Here is a 23,148-nt window from a genome sequence, read left to right on the forward strand (position 1 = left end):
CGTCACGTGAGGGGAAGCATGCCTTGAGGAGCGCGAAGACACCGCCATGATGATCGCCCGCTTCCTCGGATTTATCCTGCTGGGTCTCGGCGCCATCGGCATCTTCCTGCCAGTCTGGCCAACCACAGTCTTCTGGATTGGCGCGGCGCTCTGCTTTGCCCGCTCCAGTCCGGCCATGCGCGACTGGATCTATGAACGCCCGGGCTTTGGCCCTCCCATCCGTAATTTCATCGAAGACGGCACCCTGTCGCGAAAGTCGAAGTCCGGTGCCTTGCTTGGCATGACGCTGGCTGGCGGTATCTCGACGGCTTTCCTCTGGGGCCGCTGGACTTGGCTTGCCGCAGCCCTCGCCCTCCTTGCCTGCGGCATGGCTTATGTAGCCACCCGCCCATCCGATCCGCCTGCCTGACGCTTGCCCTTGCGCTTGTTGCAGATCGCGTGCGCCAGCTGGAGATTGTTGAGCCTGTCAGGCCCGCCGCCCGCCCTCGGAATGATATGGTCGAAGGTCGGTCGTTGCTTCTTCCAGATACTGGCATGCGCCACATCGAACCGGCCACGCGGCATCGCTTTCCCGCAAAGGGCACACTGACCCGCCTGCGCCGTCCAAAGCTGATCGAAATGATCGCGGCTCAGCGGTCGAACTTCAGCCGTCATCGCTCGCCTTGCGTTTCGCCAGCAGTAGCAAGAGCGAGATCACCGCACCCACGATCGCGACGCCTGCGACGACGACGAATGCAATGCTCGCCGCCACCATGACGATGACTGCGATGACGGTCAGCATGAAGACCACACCGGCCCAACCCAGAAATGTTTTCGGCTTTTGCATGGTCCTGTCTCTCCTGCTCGCTTGCCAGCTTCTATAACGGCTTTGCCGCCCGCTGGTTCATGGGCCTCCTCAACAGGTCGCAACCCGGCTAGAGACCGGACGGAAGCGCCCAGCCGCGGCGATAGCAAGCCGCGATCACCGTATTGCGCAGCAGGCAGGCAATCGTCATCGGGCCGACACCGCCCGGCACTGGCGTGATATGGCCAGCGACTTTCTCGCAGTCGCCAAAATCCGCATCGCCAACAAGGCGCGTCTTGCCTTCGCCCTTCTCAGGCGCATCGATCCGGTTGATGCCGACATCGATCACAACGGCGCCGGGCTTAACCCAGTCACCCTTGACCATTTCAGGTCGCCCGACCGCAGGCACCAGTATGTCCGCCGTGCGGCAAAGCGCGGCGAGGTCCTTTGTGCGCGAATGCGCGATCGTCACCGTGCAATTCTCTGCAAGGAATAGAAGCGCGGCAGGCTTGCCCACCAGAATGGAGCGGCCGATCACGACCACATTCTTGCCAGAAAGATCGTCCCCCAGAACCGACTTGGCGAGGATGACACAGCCCGTCGGCGTACATGGACGAAGACCATCCTTGCCAAGGACCAGCCGCCCTGCGCTCGCCTCTGTCAGACCATCGACATCCTTTGCCGGCGCGATGCATTCGATAGCGCGCTGCTCATCGAGCCCCTTGGGCAGTGGCAGCTGGAGCAGGATGCCATCAACCTCATCATCACCGTTCAGACGGGAGATAAGCGCTTCTACCTCATCCTGGCTCGCATCCACCGGCAGGTGATGGTGCAGCGAGCGCATGCCAGCCTCTTCGGTCTGGCGCACCTTGTTTCGCACATAGACCTGGCTTGCAGGGTCCTCGCCGACGAGCACAACAGCCAGTGTCGGCTGCCCCGGAAGCGTCTTGACCGCCTCGCCCACTTTCGCGCGCACATCCGCAGCGACCTGTTTGCCATCGATACGTTCAGCCATCGCCCATCCACTCCTCGATCTGGCGCGCTGCCGCGCTGCCGGTTTCGGTCTCGATGTCCACGCCTTTAGTGCGGCTCGTCTGCCCGGTCACCACCTTTACGGCAGATTTCGGCAGGCCAAGCGCCTTGGCGAGCAGCGCCTCCACAGCACCGTTCGCCTTGCCCTTTTCAGGCACGGCGCGCACGCGGACTTTCAGGCTTGGTCGCCCGTCGGCGTCATGGGTCAGGTCTTCGATACGGTCAGCCGAAGCATTCGGCGTTACCCGGACCGAGAGACGCATCAGCCCGGAGTCGCAAATAGAAGCGTTGGGAACAGCCAGTCTCGGATGAACAGGATCAACAGCGCCAGGATAAAGACCGACAGGTCCAGCTGGCCAAGCGGCGGGATCGTGTTGCGGATCGGGCGCAGCAGTGGCTCAAGTACCGATTCAAGCATCGAATAGATCTGGCGGGCAATCTGGCCGTAAGGCGACAGGATATTGAACGTAAATAGCCAGCTCATGATCACATAGGCGAAAAGCGCAAACAGGATCAGCGTCAGGATCGGATAAACGAAGTACTGGTATAGCGCCAAAGCGAGGTCCTGCACGGGTCTGATCTCCTTGTCTTTGAGAGGCCTGACTAAGCCGAATGCCCCGCGCTCTGCAATATGAAAGCTGCGCAGGTTCACTCTGGGGAAGGCCCGCTTTTCTGAGAAGTCCGCTTGCCGCAGGCGGGAAACCCTTCCATCTTCAACCTGCGCACGAAGTGGGGGCACATGCTGCATCAGGGCGAAATCGAACAACCTTTACGCCCACTGAGCGGGTGGCAGAAAGGTATCATCGCCTTTGCCAACGTGGCCATGGGCGCCGGCATGACGATCAACTTCGTCGTGGTCGCTCCCCTCGCGCGGGAAGCTGGCCTCACCGAAATTCAGGTCGCAGGCATCCTGACCCTTTCGGCCGCGATCTACGCGCTGATGATTCCACAATGGGGCCGCTGGGCTGACCGGTTCGGGCGCAAGCGGGTCATGGTGTTCTCACTCATGGCGATGGCCGGCACGAACACGCTCTTCGTCCTCGCCCTCCAGGCCGCGCTGGCTGGCTTGGTAACGGGGCTATCGACCTTTTTCCTGCTCGCCTTCATGCGCATCTGGTTCGGGCTGCTTTCGCCCGGACTTCAGCCCGCCGCCATGGCCGCCATGACCGACGCGACGACGCCAGCAACGCGGGCGGGCGGACTTGGCATGCTGAGCGCGGGCATGGCGCTCGGCTCCATCCTCGGCCCTGCAGGCTCCAGCGTTCTTGCCAAGCTGGGCGCGCTCGCGCCAATCTGGGGCTCCATCATCTTCTGTGCGGCAGCAGGCGTCATCATCGCTTTCGCCTTGCCCAAGTCGCGCGGGCATCGCGACAGCAGCCGGCCAGAGCCGCTGCGCATGCGCGACCCTCGGGTCTTCCCGCACCTTGCCTTCCTGCTCTGCTATTTCATCGCGGTCGGCGCGATCCAGCAGACGCTCGCCTGGCTGATGGAAGACCGTTTCAACACGGCGCAGGCTGACACGGTGCAGGCCGTGGGGATCGTCTTCTCCTGCATGGCGGTGATGATGATCATCGTGCAGTTCGGCTATGTGCAGCGCGTCAATCCCTCGCCGCGCAAGATCTTGCCAATCGGCCTCGCCCTGATTGGCGCAGGCTATATCGGCGCAGCGCTATTGAACGACTTCGTAATGATGTGCGCGGCCTTCTGCATGGTCGGCGCAGGCTCTGCCATGGCTGTACCCGCGGCCAACGCCCTTGGCAGCCTTGCCGTCGAGCGCCACGAACAGGGAAAGGCCGCCGCCCTTCTCTCGGCCGCGCCGCCATCGGGCTTCATCTTCGGCCCACTTCTCGGCGCCGCCCTCTACACGCTTGATAGCCGCCTGCCGCTTTTCATCAGTGCGGCGATGATGCTCTCCCTGCTTGGCTACCGCATCATTCGCGAAACACGGCGAGCGGCCTGAGCAACCCACCCCCTCTGTCCTGCGTTCACTGTGCGGGGGCTTGCCGATCACGTGTGTTCGGTTAGCTCAATTACAAAGCAATGGAGGCTGAACGAATGAAACTGAATCTGAAACTTCTGGCCGGTTGCGCCACGGCGATAGCGCTTGTCGCCTGCGGCGGTCCCGAAACGGTAGATGAGACGCCAGCTGCAAACGATCCGATCGAAAGTGAAGGCTCGCTGACTGAAGACCCTGAAGTGGGCATGGACGAAGCGCCGGGCGGCGACATGGACACGTCGATGTCAGACACGGCCATGGACGCAAGCACTGGCGATGAAACGCTGGCCGCTCTCGAAGGCGACTGGGTCTCTGGCGACGATGATCTGTCAGAGATGTCCATCATCGATGGCACCGTGACCATGATGTATGACGGCGAGGTGCTGAGTACCGAGACGATCGAGACCGTCGACAGCTGCCCTGATGCCCCGGGCGATACGAGCGGCCTTGAACTCATCACCATGACGTCGGCAGAAGGTAACGAGACCCTCTGCTACGGCATCATTGCGCTGACCGAGGCCGAGCTGCAGCTCACCTCCTATCCACGCGGGAATACGCTGACCTATATCCGCATGCCAGCTGGCAGCGGCCTCGGCGAGGAATAGTCGCTAATACTCACAAAGACGAAAAGCCGGAGGCAATCACGCCTCCGGCTTTTTCTTATCCGCCCATGGTGAAGGCGTTGAGCTTGTTGCCATCCGGGTCGCGGAAATAGGCGGCGTAGAAGCCATCCTCACCGCGCGGCCCCGGCGCCCCCTCATCACTGCCACCATTAGCAAGCGCAATCTCATAGAGCTTGTCGACCTGCGCGCGGTCCTTGGCCTGCAGCGCGACCATGGTGCCATTGCCAACGCTTGCCGGCTTGCCATCGAAGGGCTTGGTCGCTGCGATGCCCGCGGGCCCGTCCCACGCCCCCCAGGCGATGAAGGTCTCGAAGTCCATCATCCGCCCGGTGCCCATCTCAGTGGCTATGGCGTCATAGAATTTAGCCGCGCGCTGGATGTCATTCGTGCCAAAGGTCACATAACCGATCATTGTCCCACCTCCTGTTTCGGGAGTGTGAACATAGCATGAACACCTATTCTTTGGCGAGCAAATTCTGAGAGCGCCGACCTAGCGGATAAAGTCGCCCCGGCAGCCACCCTCTGCCTGGCTTGGCGTGCCAAGGAAGATGTCCTCAAAGATCAGCCGGTCGCCCTCGATCATCGCGCGTCCTTCGGTCACCATGTCTTCCGGAATCTGGTTGCCGCCTTCGACCTCGAAGCTGAACGCGCCGGTTGCCGGATCATAGTCAAAAGCCGCCCAATAATCCTTGTAGACCTCGAACGGCGTCCAGGTGACCGACATCTCGCCGCCGCCGCTGAAGACGAGTTCCTGCACCGCGCTGTAAGGCGGACAGGTCCCCGCCTCCTGCCGCCAGACGCCGACAAAAGGGTTCTGCTCCGCACTGAAGACCTCGATCGGCCCGCCAATCAGATGACGCCCCCGATAGGTGCCCTCGACCCGCACCCGTGCGCCCGCCTCTACATCCGGCGAAATTGTCAGAAAAGCTGTGCCCGTCTCATCGCGCGAGAAACGACCGGCCTCTGCAGGGATGACATTGAGGTCGCCGATACACCCCGCAGGCACCGAATTGTAGCCGCCCGGCATATCGGTCCAGTAAGGCTGGAGGGAAATCGTGTCGCCCGGCTCAGCTGCGCGTGGCTCCATCCAGAAAAAGAAGACCTTGTCGCCCACCGCCGGACAGGCTTCGCCCGTGAGAATGGCGCGCCGCGCGGCCTCTTGCGGATCTTTCGGGCTTGCCTGACAGGCCGGCGCGCCAAGAATGCCACCGGCCGCCATTAGGCTCACGAAAAGTGCGTGCTTCATAAGTCCCCCACCTCAACTCCGGGCGAGACTACATCGCAGAGATGCCGCCATCCACCTTGAGCTCGATGCCCGTGACCAGCTTGCTCTCATCAGACGCGAGATAAAGCACCGCATAGGCGATATCGTCCGGCTCACCGACCTTGCCGAGCGGGATCTGACGGCCAAGCTTCTTCAGCGCCTCTTCCTCACCGAACATTTCCTTGGTCCGGTCGAGAATCGGCGTGTTGATGAAGACAGGGTGAACCGAGTTACAGCGGATCTGACCGCCCGTCTTTGCGCAGTGAAGCGCAATCGACTTCGACATGTGCCGCACCGCCGCCTTGGCCGTGTTGTAGGCGATATAGTTGCCGCTCGCGATGATGCCGGCGATGGATGAGATGTTCACGATCGAGCCAAGCCCATGATCGCGCATCAGGGGGATGGCATACTTGCAGCCATGGAAGATCGAATCGACATCGATCTCCTGCACCTTGCGGAACATCTCGTAATTCTCGTCCTCGACAGAGCCGAGCGAGCCGATACCGGCATTGTTGACCAGGATGTTCAGCCCGCCCATCGCGTCATGGGCCTCTTTCAGGACGGTCTGCCAGCGGTCTGCATCGGTGACATCATGCTGCCAGGCAAAGGCTGTGCCCTTGCCAAGTTCGGCATTTATCGCCGCCGCGACCTTGTCTGCGCCATCGCCATTGATGTCGGTCACGGTGACCTTCGCGCCCTCGCGCGCGAGCATCCATGCGGTGGCCTCGCCAAGCCCCTGCGCGCCACCTGTGATGAAAGCCTTCTTGCCCGAAACTCTGCCCATTTTCTGCGTTCCTCTCGCCCTGTTCTTGTCTGTTGCAGCGCTTGCAGTTCCAGCTTCGCTGGCCTGCGTCAAGGTTGAAGGGGCCCAGCTCAACGTGTGCTTTCCCTGCCGTGAAGCTTTTTTAAATGATTTTGCGGTCTTCTCCCCTGCAAAATATAAAGGGGGAAGCCGCGTGCCACACCGCAAGGAAATCAATCTCACGCTGAATCAGGTTCTGGATGCTGTCGCCAGCATCGAGAACGGGTTTGCGCTTCACGGGCCGGATTTCGAGCTGCTTTACGTGAATGAGACGGCCAAATCCCACTTCCCAACATTTTACGAGCAGCTCTCGAAAGGCAAATCGCTGGAAGATGCGATGCTGGCCAGCACGCGGTCTATCATTGAGGACAGCGAGCATTTCAGCACGGTCGATTACACCAATTCAGTCGTCGCGAAAGTACGCGGTTTCGGCACGATTGACGTGCAGACGGGCGACGGGCGGACCATCAAGGCGAGCTTTTCCCCGATGCCCGATGGCACGGTTCTCTGCCTCAGCCACGACATCACCGACATTCAGGAAAACCAGCGCAAGCTGCGGCATGCCAAGCGCGAAGCCCAGGCGGCCAGCGCAGCGAAATCCGAATTCCTGGCCTCGATGAGCCATGAGATCAGGACCCCTCTCAACGGAATCCTTGGCATGGCGCAGGCACTTGCCTCCCGCCACCTCGACACGGATGAACGTGAGATGGTCGGCGCCATTCTTGATTGTTCGAAGTCGCTGATGACGCTGCTCAACGATATTCTCGACCTCTCCAAGATCGAAGCTGGCAAGCTCGACATCGCCCCGATCGCTGACGATTTCCGCCACAAGCTGAAACGCACTGAACGCTTTTATCACCCGAAGGCCGAAGAGAAGGGTCTCTTCCTGCGGGTCATCGTCGACAAGTCTGTGCCGTCAGTCCTCGAATTCGACCCGGTTCGCTTCCGCCAATGCGTCGACAATCTTGTGTCCAACGCTCTCAAATTCACCTCTGAAGGCGGTGTCATCGTCGCGGCCACCTGCGAGCCGACAGGCAAGGACGACCGCGTGAGGCTGAAAATCCATGTTTCCGACACTGGTATCGGCATGAGCGATGATCAGGTCGCACAGCTGTTTGAGAACTTTCAGCAGGCTGACCGGTCAACCACCCGTATCTATGGCGGCACAGGCCTTGGCCTCGCGATCACGCGCAAGCTTGCCCGCATGATGGGCGGCGATGTTTCTGTGGTCAGCAAGCCCGGCAAGGGCTCAATCTTCACGCTGAGCTTTGAGGCTGGGCTACCAGAGAATGCCGCAGCACCGAAACTGGTCGAAAGCTTCAAGCCGCACGAGGTCAAGATCCGCGACGAGCGCGTCGTTGATTTCCGCGGCAAGACGGCCCTCGTTGTGGACGATAACCGCATCAACCGCCGCGTGGCCCGCCTCTTCATTGAGCCTGTCGGTCTCCACGTCGTCGAAGCTTCTGGCGGCGAAGAAGCGCTCGAAATCCTTGCGAAGACCAAGGTCGATATCGTGCTGCTCGACATTCACATGCCGAAAATGGATGGCCCGGAGACGCTCACGCGACTGCGTGCCATGGGCGGTGTCTGCGAGACGGTGCCTGTAATCGCGCTCACCGCTGACGCAATGGCAGGCGACCGCGAGCGCTATCTAAAGATTGGCATGTCAGACTATGTCTCCAAGCCGATCGACGAACGCCAGCTTATCGCTGTGATGAGCCGCTGCATGTCGGCCGCAGGGCCAGAAGTCGCTGCACGTCGCAGCGAAGAAGACACCGAAACCCTCGGCGCTATCGACAGCCTGATCCAGCGGATGAGTGCCTAGGCCAGCTTGGCGGCAAAGCCATCCATCTTGGTGGCAAGGTCGATATCCTTCTGCGTGACGCCGCCCGCGTCATGGGTCGTCAGCGTGACCTCGACCGTATTGTAGACATTGAACCATTCAGGATGGTGGTCGGCCTTCTCTGCCTGCGTCGCGCTTGCGCTCATAAAGGCAAAAGCGGTGGCGAAGTCCTCGAACTTGAATGTCTTGGTGATCGCATCGGTGTCGCCGTCTGCGGCTTTCCAGCCTTTGACCTTGGATAGGACGTCTTCGACTTTCATCTTGTCGGCCATTGCTATTCCTCTCCTGATATCTCGTGAACATAATAGAGCCAGCGGCCGTCCTCGGCGATTGCTGTGCGGATGCCGGGATAGCCGCGCCCTTCCCTGACTTGTGCAATCCCTGCCTCGCCGACCAGTTCCTCAAGCCTTGCTCTCTGGCTGAAATTCAGCCGCTCGGGCAGCAGTGCCTCTGGCTCAAGGGCAGCAAGTTCCGGCCAGACATACCAGGTCTCCCCCGCCACCATCTTCACGCCATAAGGCCCGTCCAGCAGCTCCTCGAGACGAAGGATCGGATCAAAGCCCGTGCGGCGAAGCAGGTCCCAATGGTCGCCATGAGACGCCCCGGCGAAGTTGGAGACAAATCCGGACTGTGAGCCTGCAAGCCGCGTCAGCTGGCGAAGCGAATTGCTTTCGATGATCGCGCGGAGCTCCCCAATCGTCTCCTGCGCCGGTACACTCAGCGCAGTACGGTCAGCTTCGGCCTCACGGCTTGGCACCATATATTCCGGCGCCTGCTCGACCTGCAGCATCACCTTCTCGCGCGCATGCTCCTCACCGCAGGCAGCTAGCCCGGAGATCAGGACAATACTCGCGATGAGGCGGATAAAAGTCAGTCTGTCAGCGTCCATCCGGTCGCAGCTTCCAGGTCAGACAAGAGCTGGTCCTCATTGAGAACCTTGATCGTCGTCATCCCCATTGCCCGTGCAGGTTTCAGATTGATGCCAAGATCATCGAGATAGACGCAATGCTTCGGGTCGACATCCAGCGCTTCGCACATCAGCGCGTAAATACGTGGATCAGGCTTGCGGATGCCGAGCTTTGAGCTCTCGATCATCTCGTCGAACAGGCCGAAGACCTTCTCGATCTCGCTTGCCCGGCTTTCATCGGTCTGCATCCCTGCGCCCTTGCCGACTGGCGCATTATTCGTGATGCAGCCCACTTTCACCTTCGCCTTGCAGCGTTTCAGCGCCTCGACGACACGCGGGCGCAGATTACCCGACAAAAGCCCAAGAATATCCTTGCCAGGCACCGAATGGCCCAGCGCTTCGGCCTCCTTGCGAAACAGCTCGTCGAACTCCTCAGCGTTCACCTTTGACTGCTCGAGCTTGGCCCAGGCATTGGTGTCGCCATTGACGGCGTTGACGCCGCGAATGAAGTCCTTGGGAAGGCCCTTTTCGGCCTCATAGCGGTTGAACGCTTCGAAGGGTGAGGAGGTGAGCACACCGCCAAAGTCCCAGATCACGGCTTGTATCTTATCGGTCATGCCAAAAGCTGTAACGGCTCGCTGGAAGGCTGTCGACAAGTCACGTCGCGGCGGCTGTGGACATCATCGCAAAGGCTGGACTCTGTGCGGTTGTGGGACGCGCAGAGCCGCCCCAGCCATCCTCAGGCAGACATCTGCGCAGGCGCATTCCAGTCGGTCTGGCGGTTCACCGTCGCCGTCACAGGCAGCCAGCAGACCACTTCGGTCCCACCACCCGGCACCGACTTGATACCGACATTACCGCCATGCAGGTCGACAAAGTTCTTCACCAGCGCAAGGCCAAGGCCCGCGCCGCGCTGATCCGACGAGGTGAAGCTGTCAAAGCTGGAGGCCTGATGCTCGGCGTCGATGCCCTTGCCGGTGTCGCGCACAGACAGGATCGCCATGTTCTCGACGCGGGTCGCAGACACAGTGATCTCGCCGCCCGGCTCGGTAAAGCGCATGGAGTTCGAAAGCAGGTTGAACAGGATCTGGCGGATACGGCGCTTGTCGGCATGGATGGTGCCAAGATTGTCGCCAATCTCCGCATGGACATGGATTTCGGTATCCGACGCCTTGCCTACGGTGAGGTCGATGCTCTCCTGCACGATCTCGGCAAGCGCAAAATCCTCAAGGTCGAGATCCATCCGTCCGGCCTCGATCAGGGCGAGGTCGAGGATGTTCTCAATCAGCTTGTTGAGATGGTCGGAGGCGGTCAGGATGGAATTCACATTGTCCATCTGACGCGAATTTAGTTCACCATTAGTTTCCGACTGGAGAAATTCTGCATAGCCGAGGATGGTCGTCAGCGGGGAGCGCAGCTGATAGCTGACATTCCGCACAAACTCAGTCTTCAGCCGGTCAGCCGCCTCGAACGCCTCCGCACGTCCACGAAGCGCGCCCTCGACGGCCCGCTGCGCGGTCTCGTCGGCAAAGGCGATCAGCGTGTTTCCGTCCGGAAGAGGCTGGGTGATGTAGTGAAGCACCGTGCCATCCGCGCGCTGCATCTCGCCTTCCGTTGTCCGGCGCGCATTGGCGGACGGGTCCGTGATATGGCCCTTGATCTCGCTCCAGCGGGTGCGGTCATTGAACAGCGGCAGGCACGCCTCGATCACATCATCATAATCGGGCGTGTTCTTCACATCGCCCGCATCAAGATGCCAGAGCGATTCGAATGCCTTGTTGGACAGCTTCAGCCGCCCGTCAGAGCCGAAAACCGCCACGGCCTGACGCAGGCTGTCGAGCGTTGAGGTCTGCGTCTTGATCAGCGCATTGAAGCGCGTCTGCAGGTCCAGCTCGCCCGTAATGTCCTTGAACAGGAGAAGCAGACCGCCCATCGGGTGGCGCTGGCGCGTCACGGAAAGCGTGCGCCCATCCGGCAGCGACCAGGTATCTTCCTCGATGCCTGTGATCTCACGATAATGGGACAGCTCATCAGCCCGCCAGGTCGCATACTCGGCCTGCGCCGGCAGCTTCCGGTCCTGACGCAGCCGATCCAGCAACTCACCATGAGTGGGCGAGTCGAGCAGATAGCTCTCATCGAAGTCCCACATCTGGGAAAAGGCGCGGTTGTAGAAGGTAAGGCGGCGATCCGGGCCAAAGATGGCCACGCCGTCTGCCACATGGTTCAGCGTCTCGTCATGCGCACGCACATGGCGGTTCAGCTCATCACGGGCCGCTTCCTGCTCTGACACGTCGAAAGCGATCGCGCCGGCACCGCCAGACAGCGGAAAGCTCAATATGCGCATGGAGCGGCGCTCGCCATCGATGACGAGGTTGCGCACCGCATCGATGTCGCGCTGCTCCGTGATCGTCCGGCGAAGCTGCTCATCGGTCTTGTCGTCAAGCTTGAGTTGGCGATCCAGCGCCTGATCGAGCGACTTGCCGTCTACCGCTTTCAGATAGGTATCATTGGCCCATTGCAGGCGCCCGACGCCAGAGACGCGCCAGGCCGGGAAAGGCAGCTTGCCGAGCATATCGAGGAAGGCCGTCGGGTCACGCGCAATGATCTGCCGGGTCTCTTCCAGCTTTCCGCGTGCAGAGCTTTCCTCGAGCCCCTTGATGGTCGAATCGGTGATCCAGACCACGGCGCGTGCGCCAGCGGTACGTCCGTCTGCCTCAAGGAAGCGGCCTGACGGCCCGATCAGCGTCAGCGAGAAAGGCTGGCCATGCTCACGCAGTTCACGCAGGCGCTCACGCAGCGTCGTGTCCTTGCCAGCGCCGTCGCGCGCTTCGAGGTCGGCAAGGCCTTCGATGATCCGGATGGACGGGTCTTCGGACACCGCCTCGTCGGTAAACTTCAACAGCCCGGCCAGCGCAACCGGAGAGCCATGGATCTGCGGCGGGGCGATATCATCGTCCTCATCCTCAAGCTCATCGCCCTGCCAGACGAGAATCACGCCCGGATGGGCACCGAGGACAGATTTCAAAGCCGCGAGTCCGGTTTCGGCTTCCGAGGCACGGTCACGATACTTTCGGGCGGCCCCGCGCGCCCCGTCCGATGTCCGCAAGGCCCACAGGATAAAGGCGAGGCCAAGCGCCAACGCACCGCCAGAGATGATCAGGGAGACGTTTTCAGCAGTCATCCGTTACCTTCGCCACTTTCGAACAGGCCGCGCCGCAACGCGTAAATGTTAACCGATTGACCCGTTCGCGTTAAGCCCGGGTTAACGCCGTGGTAACCCTTATGGCACGCGGGCGAGCAGATGCTCAGCGCCCGTGACTACCGCGTCGAGGTCGCCCTCTGCCCGGCCCTCCGCCGTTTCCAGCAAGATAGACGCGAACGCCCGTATGTTCTCGCGGCGCGCCTCAGCCTCGCCATCTGCGAGTGCCTCCTCCCAGCTCTCATGCGGCGCTGGGTCTGCCAGCACTTCCATCCAGATCGCAATCTGCTCCTCGGTCAGCAGGCCCCGCTGCACCAGGAACAGGATCGGGCGGGCAAGACGCTGAGGCTCTTCAAAGCTGAAGACAGGCGCCTCTTTTGAACCGATGGCGTCAAACACCGCCTTGGCGATCATGAATGCCTCACCCTCCCCGATTTCCGGATTGAGGCTGAGCTGCATCAGAAGGTCTGCGCCATGCGCCACACCGTGCCGCCAGCCCTCGCCTTCGATGAAGCCGCGATACTCGCGCACATTCGCCGTATAGTCCGCACCGGCCGCCAGCAGCGTGCGCCGCTCACCCTGGCTCATCCACGCCTCAATCCGGTCCGTCCGCGCGACTTCAGCCAGCGCCAGCGCTGCGAAGGGCCGCGAAAAGCCAAGCGGGTCGTTTTCCGTATTCGCAAGACGCGTCAGCAAACGCTGCTTCAGCTCGCGCAACTCTGCCTCTTCAGCGCGATCAGAACGCAGAATGTCGGTAATGCCTTCATAGGCGATGCCATCGCGAATGTCGGGGTTCGGGTCGGCAAGGCAATGCTCCAGCATGGCAAGATAGCCCGCCGCGCCTTCACCTTCTGTCAGCGGATAGCCGCTCTCCTTCCAGCGCAGCAGGATGTCCTGCGTCCAGCCTTCCGGGATGCATTGTCCTGCTTCCAGCAGAGGCCTGTCGGTATCCACGGCCTCCTCAGCTGGCGCATCCATCGAGGAGAGGATAAGCGGCGCAGGCAGCGCGCGCCCTTTTCCTTCCTGCTCTGGATCCCACAGGCATTCTGGATCTATGCCGAGGACAAACTCAGACAGCCAGTCGATCTCCGGCACCGCCTCATCGCCGGCAAAGCCGTGGGGTGCGGCTTCGTCAGCTTCGACATAGGCAGCAAGATAGCGCGACGCCGTCGGGATGTACGACCAGTGCCAGCGTTCCGGCTCATATCCGCCTGTGCGTCCGCTCGCCCGAGACGAATAAACCTCGCAGAAGCCATACTCGCCCGCATGCGCCTTCAGCCAGTCATAGACAGGCTTGCCCTCCGGCGTATCGAAATAGGCATTGTTGAAGGCGTTGAGGTCTATATCGGTGCCCCAGTGATGGCGCGACGTGCCCGGCATGGCACTGTAGCGCATGATGTTCAGCGCAATGTCGCGCGCGCTAACACCGGCCAGCCGCTCATACCGGTCCTGCCACTTGTTCTCCCAGATGAAGCGCTGGTGCCTGAAGGATCGAAAGGCCGACAGGATGATGAGGTGCACCCCGTCCCGCGCAGCCGCCTCACGCATCCGGCCATAGGCTTCCAGCGTGTCATACTCGGCATACATGCCGCCCCGCACCGCCCAGCTTTCAGGCACTTCCCAGAACACATCATACGGGTCGACATCGCCGCGCAGGATGCGGGTGCGGTCTGGATAATCATCAGGAAGAAATAGCTTCGGCCGGTCCATCCAGGCACTGACCGAAGACATGACTGGCGCGCGAGGCTCAGACCCAGCGCCCTCTGACGGCTCTTCAGCTGCCGCAGCATGCTCTTCGGGCACCGCCGCCTCTTCGGCCACAGCCTGCGCACAGACGAGACAGGCCGACACGCCAATAACGAAAGTCCGCCAACGGAAAAGCAATGATACCATGCCCTCAATCAAGCTCCGCCACCCCTGCCCGGCATCATGCGTGCAGCCGGTCTCATGGGCAAGCGTGCCTTCAGCCTCTCATGCAGGCCTGCCCGCTATTTAAGCTGACTGTCCTTGGAGCCACGGCGATTGATCCCGCCGCGCGATGAGGCTTCGGCGTCGAGTTCGCGTTGGCATTCAACGCAGTGGCGAACGTCCGCGACCAGCTCGCGGCGCTTTTCGGGAATGGGCTCCCCGCATTCGGCGCAATGGGTCAGGCTTTCGCCGACAGGACGGGACGCCTGGATACGCGCCAGCTCGTCCTTGATGGAATCGTCGATCTGATCCTGCACCGCGCCATCGCGTGACCATCCACCTGCCATGAAAGCCTCCTGTCGATCGTCGAGACTTAACAGGTAGGGATTATGGGAGGTTCCTGAACAGGCCGCCTTCAGTCAGGCGCTTCAGCCTGCCGCATCCATGTCAGAGATCCATGAGCGGACAAGCTCAACGCCGTCATCATCGATCAGCGCGCGGCCAAGTTCAGGCATGGCGACGCCAGCCTCGCTCGAATTCATGCGGAAGACCATGATCGAGGCATCGGGCAGGCCGGGCTCGATCACCACTGTCCCACTGCCAGACCCGCGCCCCGCCGCCGTCGGATGCTTGCCGACACCCAGCTTCACAGGCTCGTCCACTTCCCAGCCGAGCCACAGGCCCGAATTGGAGGCAGAGCCCTCTGCCCGGTGGCAATGGGCGCAATTGATATCGAGATAGGCGCGCGCCCGCACATCCAGCGGCAGGCTCGCATCACGCACGTCGGCAACCGCCTCGACGTTTCCTGGCACCCCGGTCAGCATGCCGCGCGCCGTCCAGTCCTCGATCTGCTCGACGCCCAGCGGCCCTTCATGATTGAGGTTGCGCGCCTTCGGACCGATCGGCGCAATGGCATCGCCAAGCTGGTGGCAAGTCTTGCACTGGTTCTGGTTTGGGACTCGGTAGTCGATCTCGACCGGCGTTCCTGACGGATCGGTATAGGCAAGGTCGAGCCACGCCCCGGCAGGCGCATAGCGCGCCTCCGTCTCAGCCTCATTCCATACGTATGGGTAGGCTGCCCAGCCATCGGCCTTGTGGATCAGCAGCCGCGTCTCCCGGTAGCGTTCACCCTCGGCAGGCGTGCGCATATCCAGGGCGAAAGCGAATGTCTTGATGAGGACTGTGCCCACCGGAAAGTCGAGCACCTCTTCGCCGCCGCGATAGGCCGCTGCCTCGCCCTCAGGCACATAGACCAGACGGTGCTTGCTCGCATGGTCGGAAAAGAGCGGATTGATGAGATCGTAGGGCACAACGCCCGCCGATGGCTGGCGCGCGGACGCATCCGCAAACAGCCCATAATCGGCCAGCGTCTCCGCCGGGCCCGCCGCAAGGATCATCTCCATGTCGGGCCCTGCCGGTACCTGTTGCTGCCCGCAGGCAGACAGCAACAGGCCAAGGCAAGCGGCGAGCGCTACTCTCATTCGGCGTGAGCGAGCGTCACAGTTGGCATGTTACCGATGCTTTCGCCGTCCGGGCGGTCCATGCTCGGCGAGGCAGCCGAGACATCGACCGGATAGGAGCCGAGGCCAAGGTTCACGAAGCCAACGCTGTCAGGCTCATCGATGAAGATGTTCACATCTGTCTCTTCATTGCCGCCCCAGCTGGTAACACCATCCCAGATGATCGGTGGCAGGTTGCCGCCAATGAGGGATGCGAACTCACCAAGGTCGCCCTGCGGATTGTAGCCGCTCTCGCCATAGGTGTTGTTGCGCACTTCGATATTGCGCGGCAGCGGGTTGTAGTCCTCATCGCTGAACGCCTGCGAATAGGCGGTGATCAGGACGTGCGCGGTCTGGTTGTTGGCGAAATTATTGTCGCGCACCATCACCCTGTCATTGGCCATGATGATGACGCCGGTACCAGATGGCACACTCGCCACGATATTGCCCGGAGGCGCAAAGTTGCGGGTGTTGTTGTCTTCGATCAGATTGTTCCTGATCAGTGTTGAATTGCCGCCCATGACTGGAAGGTCCGGCAGGTCAAAGACAAGAATGCCGCCAGCATTGTTGCGCACGACATTGCCATTCACGAGCGCATTCGAGGAATTCTCGATCTCGATCCCTGCGACGTTGAACTCGGCAAGGTTGTCACGAACGATGATATTGCTGGACTGGCCGACATAGATACCCGCATCGGAGGCACCGCGAACATGCGTGCGCTCAACGAGAACATCCGTGCTCTCGACTGGATAGATGCCATAGGCGCCATTGTCCTCGCTCGGCTCCCCCAGCCACTCGACCGTAACGTTCGAATAGGTGATGCGGTCTGCGCCCTTGGACTTGATGCCGTCGCCCTTGCTGTCGCGGACGGTGAAGTTCGTCAGGGTGACATCGTCGGACGTGACGAGCAGCCCTTCGCCAGACCCCATCTGGTTCTTGAAATCTAGAACCGTTTCCGATTGCGAGGCCCCGCGCAGCGTCACACCGTCCACGTCCAGCGTCAGACCGTCCGTCATTGCAAACGTGCCTGCTGGCAGCGTGATGGTGCTGCCCGGCGCAGCTTCGATGAGCGCGGTCTGCAGGCGCAGCGCGAAATCATCCCCGACCTCAACGGTCACATCCCGGGCCTCACCGGTCGAGCTGCTCACGCTCGACTGATTCCCGGTCGCATTGCCCTCAGAGCCGTCTCCAGCGCCGCCGCACGCAGCCAGAACAGTCATACTTGCTGCAGCGAACAATATTTTGCGCATAGCTAATTCCTTCAAAAAACAGATCGGTCTCCATTTTCAACATTTCCGGCAGCTTCGGCAACCCGGCGTAAAAAAAGGGCGCCGGATTTCTCCAGCGCCCTCTTGGTCTGTGTCGAAACAGCTTCCGCCTAGTAGCGGTAGTGGTCCGGCTTGAACGGGCCTTCCGGGGTCACGCCGATATAGTCGGCCTGATCGGTGGACAGCTCGGTCAGGCCAAGGCCCAGCTTGGCGAGGTGCAGGCGAGCCACTTTTTCGTCGAGGTGCTTGGGCAGGGTGTAGACCTCGTTCTTGTACTCGCCATCATTCTTGTGAAGGGCGATCTGGGCCAGCGTCTGGTTGGTGAAGGACGCCGACATCACGAAGGATGGGTGGCCCGTCGCATTGCCGAGGTTCACGAGGCGGCCTTCCGACAGGAGGATGATGCGCTTGCCATCCGGGAAGGTGATCATGTCGACTTGCGGCTTGATATTGTCCCACTGGAAGTTGCGCAGGCCCTCGACCTGGATCTCATTGTCGAAGTGACCGATGTTACAGACGATCGCCATGTCCTTCATGGCGCGCATGTGGTCGACCGTGATGATGTCCTTGTTACCGGTTGCGGTAACGAAGATATCCGCCTCGCTGACATAGTCGTCGAGCGTCTGGACATCGAAGCCGTCCATGGCGGCCTGCAGGGCACAGATCGGGTCGACTTCAGACACCGTGACGCGCGCGCCAGAGCCTGCGAGCGAAGCGGCAGAGCCCTTGCCCACATCGCCATAGCCAGCCACAAACGCCTTCTTGCCGGCCATCATGACATCGGTACCGCGGCGGATCGCGTCGACGAGCGATTCCTTACAGCCATACTTGTTGTCGAACTTCGACTTGGTGACCGAGTCGTTGACGTTGATTGCCGGGAAAGGCAGCTCGCCGCGCTTGGCGAGTTGGTAGAGACGGTTCACGCCGGTCGTGGTCTCTTCAGACACGCCGCGGATTTCCTTCTTCACCTTCGCGAACCAGCCCGGGGTCTCGGCGATACGCTTCTTGATCTGCTTGAAGAGGTAGATCTCTTCTTCGGATTTCGGCTTGTCGAGGATGGACGGGTCCTTCTCGGCCTTCTCGCCGAGGATGATGTACATGGTCGCGTCGCCGCCATCATCGAGGATGAGGTTGATCAGCTTGCCATCCGGCCATTCGAAGATCTTGTCACAGAAGTCCCAGTACTCTTCCAGCGTCTCACCCTTGTGGGCGAAGACCGGGGTGCCCGCGTCCGCGATCGCAGCCGCAGCGTGGTCCTGCGTCGAATAGATGTTGCAGCTTGCCCAGCGCACTTCTGCGCCGAGGGCTTCCAGCGTCTGGATCAGCACGGCGGTCTGGATGGTCATGTGCAGCGAACCGGCGATGCGGGCGCCTTTCAGCGGCTGCTCTGCGCCATACTCTTCGCGCGCAGCCATGAGGCCTGGCATCTCTGTTTCAGCAATCGCGATTTCCTTGCGGCCAAATCCGGCCAGGGAGATGTCCGCGACGGCGTAGTCATTAGCCATATCAATGATCCTTTATATGATTTATTTTGCCCCTTAACCCAGCGCCCCGCCGGGATCAAGCAGGCGAGCCGCACTTATGACGCATTCTGCTTGTGGTAATTCTGCAACGCCCGCGCTAGTTTGGACGAAGGGCTGACAGATTGGAGACTTCATGCCCCGCTTTTTGAGCCTTGGCCTCATTGCATTCGCCTGCGCCCTGCCTTCGCTCGGCCAGGAGCTTCTGGTGGTAGAAGCAACCAGCACTGAAGACGTCACGCTTGAGGATGAAGACGCAATCGTCCGCCTGCCCGGTGATGGCGAAGTGCGCTCCCCGCGCGACCGTGAGCGCCTGCAGGCCAACAAGCTGAAACCCGGCGGCGGCCTTCTTGCATCCTTCGACACGAATGAGGATGGCATCGTCAGCCGCGCCGACCTCGCCGCAGGCATTGAAACAGCCTTTGCAAATGCTGATGCGAATGGCGACGGCGAGCTGACCGCGCTTGAACAGCAGGCCTGGGCGCGCAACCTGCCCACACGCGACAACTCGCTCGCCAACCCCGTCCGCTTCGATCCCAATCTCGACCGCCGGGTCAGCTTCGAGGAATTCTCCGCGGTCATCACTGATCTCTGGACCGATTACCGCGCCGACGGCGACGACGTCCTGAAGATTTCCGCGCTCAAGGCCCCCGACGAGAAGAAAGACCGCTTCCCGCCGCTGCGGGAGGATGAGCCGGTGCGCACAGGTTCCTCAGACTTTTAGACCTCAATAGCTGCTGCGCGGCGTGACCTTCCGGGTCAGCATGGCTAAATGAGCCGTGAGCCTGAAAGGATTCTGCCCATGCCCACCGCGCCGATCAATGAAGACAGCCATCTCTACCTGATCGATGCGAGCGCATACATCTTCCGCGCTTTCCATGCCCTGCCGCCTCTGAGCCGCGCATCTGACGGCCTGCCCGTCGGCGCGGTCGCCGGTTTCTGCAACATGCTCTGGAAGCTTCTGGAAGAGCTGAAAGGCGATGAACGCCCGACCCATTTTGCCTGTATCTTCGACAAGGGCAGCTACACGTTCCGCAATGACCTCTATCCTGACTACAAGGCCAACCGGGATGAGCCGCCTGAGGACCTTCGCCCGCAATTCCCGCTCGTGCGCGAAGCCTCCATCGCCTTTGCCTGCCATGCGCTGGAGCTTGAAGGCTATGAGGCCGACGACCTGATCGCGACCTATGCCCGCCAGGCCGAAGCCAAGGGCGCGCGTGTCACCATCGTCTCCTCAGACAAGGACCTGATGCAGCTGGTGACCGACAAGATCACCATGCTCGACACGATGAAGAACAAGACGCTCGGGCGCGACGAGGTCTTCGAGAAGTTCGGCGTTGGCCCGGAAAAGGTCGTCGATGTGCAGTCGCTTGCAGGCGATAGCACGGACAACGTCCCCGGCGCGCCCGGCATCGGCGTGAAGACCGCCGCCCAGCTGCTCGATGAGTACGGCACCGTCGAGGAGCTTCTGGCCCGCGCCGAAGAGATCAAGCAGCCCAAGCGCCGTCAGACCCTGATCGACCATGCCGAACAGGTCCGCATCTCGAAAAAGCTCGTCCAGCTTGATGAGAATGTGCCCGTCGAAGTCCCGGTCGAAGACCTCGCCGTCTGCGACCCGGACCCGAAAACCCTCATCGACTTCCTCGAAAAGATGGAGTTTCGCACCATCACCCGCCGCGTACGCGAAACGTTCGAGGCTGACGGCGTCATCGAGGAAACCACTGCAGGCGATATCGGCTTCGACCGCGATGCCTATACCTGCATCCGCGACTTCAAGACCCTCGAGGACTGGATCGCCCGCGCCTATGAGGCAGGCGTTATCGGTGTCGATTGCGAGACCAACAGCCTCGACTGCCAGACCTGCGACCTTGTCGGCGTTTCCATCGCCATCGCGCCGAATGAAGCGGCCTACATCCCACTCGGCCATATCGACCCGGACCATTCTGGCGGTGACGACATGTTCGACGCTGCCCCGCCACGTCAGGTCCGCAAGGAAGACGCGCTCGCCGCGCTCAAACCCCTGCTCGAAGACCCGGCCGTCCTGAAAGTCGGCCAGAACTTCAAATACGACCTCACCGTCTTCCATCGCAACGGGATTGAGGTCGCGCCTGTCGATGACACGATGCTGATCTCTTTCGCGCTGCATGCCGGCATGCACGGCCACGGCATGGATGAGCTGTCGGAACGCTATTTCAGCCACACGCCCATCCCCTTCAAGGAAGTGTGCGGCTCGGGACAGAAGCAGATCACCTTTGACCGCGTCGCCCTCGACAAGGCGACCGAATACGCCGCCGAGGATGCCGACGTCACCCTTCGCCTCTGGACCTACCTCAAGCCCTTTCTCCACAAGGAGAAGGTCACCACTGTCTATGAAACGCTGGATCGTCCGCTGATCCCTGTCCTCGCCGACATGGAGCGCCACGGCATCAAGGTGGACCGCGACTTCCTCTCGCGCCTGTCTGCCGACTTCCAGCAGCGCATGGCTGGCTATGAAGACGCCGCCTACAAGGCTGCGGGCACCGAATTCAACATGGGCTCCCCCAAACAGCTGGGCGATATCCTCTTCGGAGAGATGGGCCTGCCCGGCGGCAAGAAGACGAAATCCGGCGCATGGTCGACCGACGCAAGCCAGCTTGAAACCCTCGCCGCCGAAGGCCACGAACTGCCCCAGATCATCCTCGACTGGCGCACCCTTTCAAAGCTGCGCTCGACCTATACAGAGGCCCTGCAGGACGCGATCAACCCGAACACCAAGCGCGTCCACACGTCCTACTCCATGGCGGGCGCACAGACGGGCCGTCTCTCCTCAACCGATCCGAACCTCCAGAATATCCCGATCCGCACCGAGGAAGGCCGCAAGATCCGCGAAGCCTTCATCGCCGAAGACGGAAACGTCATCATCAGCGCCGACTACAGCCAGATTGAGCTTCGCCTGCTGGCGCATATCGCAAACATCGACGCGCTAAAGACCGCCTTCAATGAAGGCCTCGACATTCACGCCATGACGGCCAGCGAGATGTTCGACACACCGATCGAAGGCATGGACCCGATGGTGCGCCGGCGCGCCAAGGCGATCAATTTCGGCATCATCTACGGCATTTCTGCCTTCGGCCTTGCCAACCAGCTCGGCATCGACCGGGGAGAGGCCTCGGACTATATCAAGGCCTACTTCCAGAAATTCCCCGGCATCCGCAAATACATGGATGAGACCAAGGAATTCGCGAAGGACAATCTCTACGTCCAGACCGCCTTTGGCCGGAAGCTGCACCTGAAAGACATGAACTCCAAGAACGGCGCCATGCGCGCCTTTTCAGAGCGCCAGGCTATCAACGCCCCGATCCAGGGCTCGGCTGCCGACATCATCAAACGCGCCATGATCGAAATGCCGGGCGCGCTGGCGGCCAAGAAGCTCGACGCAAAGATGCTGCTACAAGTCCACGACGAACTCGTCTTCGAATGCCCCGAGGACCAAGCCGAAGACACCATAGAGGTGATCCGGAGAGTGATGCAGAAAGCGCCGCTTCCCGCACTGGACCTGTCGGTCCCACTGGACGTCGACGCCAACGCGGCGAAGACATGGGCTGAGGCTCATTAGGCAGCGACGATTGTTCTGAGTCTTCGAGCCAATGACTCAGCCAGCTGTACTAATCCTTCGGCATTGTTGAGATAGTGAACGTACCGCAGGTGTCTGATATCAAATGGAATGTCCGCTTCCGACTGAGTGATAGCGATTACCTCCCTGCCCAATGCATGCGCAATGCCCATTTCGTAGAATACGTTTGGATTACGTTGAGAGCAGTCGCAAATCACCAACCTTGAACGATCTATCAGCGAAACGACATCTTGGATCACCGCGGGATTAATCCAAATATCATCTGCCCGCTGGCAACGCATACCGAAACCTTCAACCACAGAGACAATAGCATTGTGCACGGGATTAAAGTGCGGGTGAAATGGCATCATTACTGACACCAAATCCGCTTCTGTAATTTCCGGCTGATTTAATTGAAATACTTCCGGCTGTGGGCGACCATAGCTGGCTCCCTCATAAAGTACCTGATACAGGTCTACTTCTTTAACTGCCCAATGGGTTCTAGAAAACTCAAAGTCTTCGATATCTAGCTCAACGGCCAGCTCATGAAGTCTGCTGTTCAAAATCGGCGGAATTCGTTCATTGAATCGATAAACAATCTGAAGATCACCATTCGCAAGCGCTCTAACTTCGTTTATCTCTCCAACCCGCGCAACGGGGTCTCTCTCCCACCCATCTTCTTCCATGAATAGCGTTGGATACCGCGCTGCCAGCGAGTAATTATTGTTGCCGTTCGCGGTGAAATAATCTCGCAGGAATTGTGGGGTAAACTCAAAAACGCGTGACGAATGCATTGTGTCCCGACGCCCTGACCAACCGTTAGCATGAACAAGAAGATTGTACATTTTATCCAATAATAGAGTGTTGAAGCGTCCTCAATCAAACGGCTCAAGATTCTATCTCTGCTGTCA

The 23,148-nt window shown here is 60.5% G+C and carries 24 protein-coding genes; 6 read left to right on the forward strand and 18 right to left on the reverse strand.

Going from position 1 to position 23,148, the window contains the following annotated elements; translation table 11 throughout:
* Positions 1-46 precede the first annotated feature (46 nt).
* Positions 47-409: a YbaN family protein gene (locus tag KUV46_01375; protein ID QYJ01056.1), complete on the forward strand. Its 363-nt coding sequence runs from the start codon at positions 47-49 to the stop codon at positions 407-409.
* On the opposite strand, the gene KUV46_01380 is transcribed toward KUV46_01375, so the two are convergent.
* From KUV46_01380 to KUV46_01400, 5 genes are all read right to left on the reverse strand, one after another.
* The gene (locus tag KUV46_01380; GenBank protein ID QYJ01057.1) at positions 373-654 is read right to left on the reverse strand and encodes an HNH endonuclease; all 282 of its coding nucleotides are present in this window, start codon (positions 652-654) and stop codon (positions 373-375) included. The genes KUV46_01375 and KUV46_01380 overlap by 37 nt on opposite strands.
* A complete protein-coding gene (locus KUV46_01385) occupies positions 644-826 on the reverse strand; it encodes a hypothetical protein (protein ID QYJ01058.1) in 183 nt (60 codons plus the stop codon). Before KUV46_01385 ends, KUV46_01380 begins: the two co-directional genes overlap by 11 nt.
* An 88-nt stretch (positions 827-914) precedes the next feature.
* Positions 915-1,799, reverse strand: a complete 885-nt coding sequence (folD, locus tag KUV46_01390) for a bifunctional methylenetetrahydrofolate dehydrogenase/methenyltetrahydrofolate cyclohydrolase FolD (protein QYJ01059.1) — start codon at positions 1,797-1,799, stop codon at positions 915-917.
* Positions 1,792-2,079: a DUF167 family protein gene (locus KUV46_01395; protein QYJ01060.1), complete on the reverse strand. Its 288-nt coding sequence runs from the start codon at positions 2,077-2,079 to the stop codon at positions 1,792-1,794. Before KUV46_01395 ends, folD begins: the two co-directional genes overlap by 8 nt.
* On the reverse strand, positions 2,079-2,582 hold the full coding sequence (locus KUV46_01400; GenBank protein ID QYJ01061.1) for a YggT family protein: 504 nt from the start codon (positions 2,580-2,582) through the stop codon (positions 2,079-2,081). Before KUV46_01400 ends, KUV46_01395 begins: the two co-directional genes overlap by 1 nt.
* 69 nt (positions 2,583-2,651) lie before the next feature.
* Between KUV46_01400 and KUV46_01405 the strand changes: the two genes are divergently transcribed.
* Both KUV46_01405 and KUV46_01410 read left to right on the forward strand, forming a co-directional pair.
* Positions 2,652-3,776, forward strand: coding sequence for an MFS transporter (locus tag KUV46_01405; GenBank protein ID QYJ01062.1), 1,125 nt, complete (start codon positions 2,652-2,654; stop codon positions 3,774-3,776).
* Between the two features lie 95 nt (positions 3,777-3,871).
* Positions 3,872-4,417 carry a hypothetical protein gene (locus KUV46_01410; GenBank protein QYJ01063.1) on the forward strand — a complete coding sequence of 182 codons (546 nt, stop codon included), beginning with the start codon at positions 3,872-3,874 and terminating at the stop codon, positions 4,415-4,417.
* 55 nt (positions 4,418-4,472) lie between these two features.
* Here KUV46_01410 and KUV46_01415 read toward each other — a convergent pair whose 3' ends face one another.
* From KUV46_01415 to KUV46_01425, 3 genes are all read right to left on the reverse strand, one after another.
* Positions 4,473-4,847 (reverse strand): VOC family protein, encoded by a 375-nt coding sequence (locus tag KUV46_01415; GenBank protein QYJ01064.1) that lies wholly within the window; start codon positions 4,845-4,847, stop codon positions 4,473-4,475.
* A 78-nt stretch (positions 4,848-4,925) separates the two neighbouring features.
* Positions 4,926-5,681, reverse strand: a complete 756-nt coding sequence (locus tag KUV46_01420) for a hypothetical protein (protein ID QYJ01065.1) — start codon at positions 5,679-5,681, stop codon at positions 4,926-4,928.
* A gap of 28 nt (positions 5,682-5,709) precedes the next feature.
* The gene (locus KUV46_01425; GenBank protein ID QYJ01066.1) at positions 5,710-6,483 is read right to left on the reverse strand and encodes a glucose 1-dehydrogenase; all 774 of its coding nucleotides are present in this window, start codon (positions 6,481-6,483) and stop codon (positions 5,710-5,712) included.
* A gap of 172 nt (positions 6,484-6,655) precedes the next feature.
* On the opposite strand from KUV46_01425, the gene KUV46_01430 reads away from it, so the two are divergent.
* Positions 6,656-8,326: a response regulator gene (locus tag KUV46_01430; protein ID QYJ01067.1), complete on the forward strand. Its 1,671-nt coding sequence runs from the start codon at positions 6,656-6,658 to the stop codon at positions 8,324-8,326.
* Here KUV46_01430 and KUV46_01435 read toward each other — a convergent pair.
* The 9 genes from KUV46_01435 to ahcY all read right to left on the reverse strand — a co-directional run bounded on the left by KUV46_01435 (position 8,323) and on the right by ahcY (position 18,630).
* A complete protein-coding gene (locus tag KUV46_01435) occupies positions 8,323-8,616 on the reverse strand; it encodes a 4a-hydroxytetrahydrobiopterin dehydratase (GenBank protein QYJ01068.1) in 294 nt (97 codons plus the stop codon). The genes KUV46_01430 and KUV46_01435 overlap by 4 nt on opposite strands.
* Before the next feature lie 2 nt (positions 8,617-8,618).
* Positions 8,619-9,233: a hypothetical protein gene (locus KUV46_01440; protein QYJ01069.1), complete on the reverse strand. Its 615-nt coding sequence runs from the start codon at positions 9,231-9,233 to the stop codon at positions 8,619-8,621.
* Positions 9,215-9,868 (reverse strand): HAD-IA family hydrolase, encoded by a 654-nt coding sequence (locus KUV46_01445; GenBank protein QYJ01070.1) that lies wholly within the window; start codon positions 9,866-9,868, stop codon positions 9,215-9,217. The genes KUV46_01440 and KUV46_01445 overlap by 19 nt, the downstream gene beginning before the upstream one ends.
* A 122-nt stretch (positions 9,869-9,990) precedes the next feature.
* Complete coding sequence (locus tag KUV46_01450) at positions 9,991-12,432, reverse strand: PAS-domain containing protein (GenBank protein QYJ01071.1); 2,442 nt, start codon at positions 12,430-12,432, stop codon at positions 9,991-9,993.
* A gap of 99 nt (positions 12,433-12,531) precedes the next feature.
* Positions 12,532-14,343, reverse strand: coding sequence for a D-alanyl-D-alanine carboxypeptidase family protein (locus KUV46_01455; protein ID QYJ01072.1), 1,812 nt, complete (start codon positions 14,341-14,343; stop codon positions 12,532-12,534).
* Between the two features lie 95 nt (positions 14,344-14,438).
* On the reverse strand, positions 14,439-14,705 hold the full coding sequence (locus KUV46_01460) for a DksA/TraR family C4-type zinc finger protein (GenBank protein QYJ01073.1): 267 nt from the start codon (positions 14,703-14,705) through the stop codon (positions 14,439-14,441).
* 81 nt (positions 14,706-14,786) lie between these two features.
* Positions 14,787-15,761, reverse strand: a complete 975-nt coding sequence (locus tag KUV46_01465) for a hypothetical protein (GenBank protein ID QYJ01074.1) — start codon at positions 15,759-15,761, stop codon at positions 14,787-14,789.
* Positions 15,762-15,835: 74 nt separating this feature from the next.
* On the reverse strand, positions 15,836-17,077 hold the full coding sequence (locus tag KUV46_01470) for a right-handed parallel beta-helix repeat-containing protein (GenBank protein QYJ01075.1): 1,242 nt from the start codon (positions 17,075-17,077) through the stop codon (positions 15,836-15,838).
* A gap of 158 nt (positions 17,078-17,235) precedes the next feature.
* Positions 17,236-18,630, reverse strand: coding sequence for an adenosylhomocysteinase (gene ahcY / locus KUV46_01475; GenBank protein QYJ01076.1), 1,395 nt, complete (start codon positions 18,628-18,630; stop codon positions 17,236-17,238).
* A 151-nt stretch (positions 18,631-18,781) separates the two neighbouring features.
* Between ahcY and KUV46_01480 the strand changes: the two genes are divergently transcribed.
* Together KUV46_01480 and polA are read left to right on the forward strand one after the other, a co-directional pair.
* Positions 18,782-19,369, forward strand: a complete 588-nt coding sequence (locus KUV46_01480) for an EF-hand domain-containing protein (GenBank protein QYJ01077.1) — start codon at positions 18,782-18,784, stop codon at positions 19,367-19,369.
* Positions 19,370-19,447: 78 nt separating this feature from the next.
* Positions 19,448-22,240, forward strand: a complete 2,793-nt coding sequence (polA, locus tag KUV46_01485) for a DNA polymerase I (protein ID QYJ01078.1) — start codon at positions 19,448-19,450, stop codon at positions 22,238-22,240.
* On the opposite strand, the gene KUV46_01490 is transcribed toward polA, so the two are convergent.
* Entirely contained in the window at positions 22,237-23,082 is an 846-nt protein-coding gene (locus KUV46_01490; protein QYJ01079.1) for a hypothetical protein, read from the reverse strand. The genes polA and KUV46_01490 overlap by 4 nt on opposite strands.
* Positions 23,083-23,148 lie beyond the last annotated feature (66 nt).

Source organism: Thalassovita mediterranea (assembly GCA_019448215.1).
Classification (GTDB): Bacteria; Pseudomonadota; Alphaproteobacteria; order Caulobacterales; family Hyphomonadaceae; genus Henriciella.